The organism is Kiritimatiellia bacterium (assembly GCA_028715905.1).
In the GTDB taxonomy this organism is placed as follows: Bacteria; Verrucomicrobiota; Kiritimatiellia; order JAAZAB01; family JAAZAB01; genus JAQUQV01.
Genome location: JAQUQV010000130.1, coordinates 1 through 2,833 on the forward strand (window position 1 = coordinate 1; position 2,833 = coordinate 2,833).

Genomic DNA, 2,833 nt, shown 5'->3' on the forward strand with positions numbered 1-2,833 from the left:
GTTTTTCCGACGAGCCGGATCTTATTCATGTTTTTGAGGGCGCCACCCTGGATGAGGAACAGCGCCTGGCCGGCCGCGTGGCCGGGGAGTTAATGAAACGGCGCAATCCGCCGGATTCCTTGTTTCTATTCGGCGAAGGCACAATCAGCGGGGCATATAAGTCGCTGCATGAGATGGGCGTGGGCGTGCCCGGGGACGTGGGCTTGATCGGCTGTGCCCAGCGGACCTATGCCGAGCATTTCCCCCTGCCGCTGACCTGCGCGGTGTATCCGAATAAAATCATGGCGGAAAAGGCGGTCCGCCTGCTTTGGAGCCTGATCCAGGGGGAAACGCCGGCGCGCGCGAAAATCATGGTGCCTTCGGAGTTAATGGCCGGGGAAACCTGCGGTGAAAAAAAACAAAAACAACAAAAAAAAGGAAAGGACAGTAAAGGTCATGAATGAAAAACTGATGGCATCCATTCGGGAATTGGCTTTCCAGACCGGGGCCCAGGCCATCGGCGTGTCGCCGGCCGCGCGTTTTGGACACGCCCCCAAGCCTTATCATCCGGGTTCATTTCTGCCGGACGCCAAGAGCGTGATTGTGGTCGGCGTGCACTATCCGGATGCCTGCGTTGAGCATTGCGGCAACCATGACCTGCAGGACATGAATTCGTATGGAATTGTCCAGGTGGATATGAATGTTCTGCTTGATATCCTTTCGTTCCGGATTGCCAAATTGCTGGACCGGCATGGATTTTCGGCGGTCTCGTTCAGCACGTCGCACATCTGGCGTTACAAAAGTTTCGGCGCGATTGAACGCGATTTTACTCCGGATTTCCCGCATCGGCACGCGGCCGTGGCGGCCGGACTCGGCGAATTCGGCTGGAACGGCCTGGTCCTTAACGGGGATTACGGCCCGCGCATCCGTTTTAACAGCATTGTTACCGGCGCGGAACTGCCGCCGGATCCCATGTACGCCGGCCCGGCGCTCTGCGATAAATGCATGCGCTGCGTGAAATATTGCCGCATGGACACGTTCCGCAAGGAAGTCAGCGGCATGGACACGGTGAAAATCGGGGAGCGCGAGTACAAATTTCCGTTGACCAATAAATGGCGCTGCGCCTGGGCCGAGCATTTTGCCATAGGGCTGAATGTGTCCATCCCGGACAAGATCAACGCGCAAACCGTGCTTGCCGCCAAGCATGAATTCGGAATTTACGGCGGCGAAATCGGCAATTGCCTCCGCCAATGCCTTCCGCCGGCCCGGCGCGAAAAGACGGCGCATTCCGGGGTCAATACCTGGCATCGCCGGAAAAACGTGGCGAAAAAAGATCCGGCCGTCCTGGCCGGAATCATCAGCGAACAGATGCGCCCGCTGTTGGATTACCTGGCCGTTATTCCCGCGGAAAAATTGCCGGCCGACTTGCAGGTGAACGAACTCCCCGATACCCGCGCCGTCATTCTCGTTGGCATCAATTTGCCCAAGGATTTGCCGGATCAGGAGGTTTTGGCGCATGCCGGAAATATCCCCGCCTCTGTTCAGGACGCATTGACTTTCAGCCGCGAAGAAGTGCGCCGCCAGCTGGGGACGATCGGCCATCGCATCGCCATGCTGGCCGAGGAGCACGGTTATGAAGCCATGCCTAGAATCGCCGTGTCCGTTGAACGCCTGGCCGCATTGAGCGGTTTCGGCGCTTACAGCGGGGACGGGCGCGTTTTCAGGACGGCATGCGGAACCAACAGCGTGTTCGCCGCCACCGCCGTCAATGCCGTTTTGCCGGCGTATGTTTGCGGCACGCCGCCCGCCGTTGACAAAGATTGTTCCCGCCAGGGCCTGGAAAAGACGGCGCGGGATCACGGCGCCGATCTGTTCGGCGTGACGCCTCTGGAGCGCCTGGATAAATTCGCGGCCGTGCAGAATTTGCGCCGCCTTTATCCCCGTCTCAAAAATGCCATAGTCATCGGCATGCATTATCCGGAGGGCTACCTTGACGAATGCGGCGGCGCGCCCATGGACGCCCTGGGCCCGTATTCGTTTGCCCAGTATCAGACGCACCGTGAGCTGGGGTGGACGGCCCTGTCTTTATGCCGGCGTCTGGCGGCGGCCGGCCATGAGGCGCTACCCCTCCTGGATTTGTGCGAAACCGCGTCCAAAACCCTCAATGTGCGCGGGACGCCGCCCCCGGATACAAACTTTGACAGAGGCTTGATCGGGCTTTTGCCTTTTGCTTTTATCCCCGACAACCGCAGCAATGTTTTCGCGGCCGTGGCGGCCGGCTTGGGCACGATCGGTTACAACGGATCGGTTCTGACGCCGCAGTACGGCGCCAAGCAGCGCTTTATCTGCGTTGTGACTGATCTGGATATTGCGGCCGATCGCGTCTCCGACTTTGAGGCCGGCTGTGATAAATGCCGGAAATGCCTGTCAGCCTGCCCGACGCGGGCTCTCAATCCGGAACAATTCGTCGCCTTTGAGATCGGCGGACGGACTTTCCGCCTGCCGAGCTTGGATCAGATGCGTTGCGACTGGGCAAAACGTTTCGGGTTGTCGGGCCGGGAAGGCCCGGCTTATATGGGGTCAACCACCGATGTTCCTCCGCCGGAGCAGATTGCGCTTGCGGACATTAACGCGGCCATGGCCGCGCGCGATCCCCTGCAGGACCACTTCAACGCCATCATGGAGCCCTGCCTCAAGGTTTGTCCCGTGCCCTGGAAAAAAAACGAATCCCGTCCGCAGAATTAAGCGCGCGTTTTTAATGTTAAATTAAGAGGAAAAACAATGAAGTTATTCGGAAAAGATGAACCGGTTATCCGGCGGCGTTGCGTTCACCTTGATTTAAAGGGCCTGCCGC

At 58.7% G+C, this 2,833-nt stretch carries 2 protein-coding genes; both read left to right on the top strand.

Annotation, left to right across the window (positions count from 1 at the left end):
• The coding region (locus PHP98_12145) for a substrate-binding domain-containing protein (GenBank protein ID MDD5484379.1) at positions 1–443 on the top strand (443 nt) is incomplete at its 5' end.
• Positions 436–2,724 (top strand): hypothetical protein, encoded by a 2,289-nt coding sequence (locus PHP98_12150; GenBank protein MDD5484380.1) that lies wholly within the window; start codon positions 436–438, stop codon positions 2,722–2,724. The genes PHP98_12145 and PHP98_12150, both read left to right, overlap by 8 nt.
• The last annotated feature ends 109 nt before the right edge of the window (positions 2,725–2,833 follow it).

What these genes read in the sequence shown, in the direction of transcription:
- PHP98_12150 (MDD5484380.1), top strand. Translation starts at nt 436, where the DNA reads ATGAATGAAAAACTGATGGCATCCATTCGGGAATTGGCTTTCCAGACC.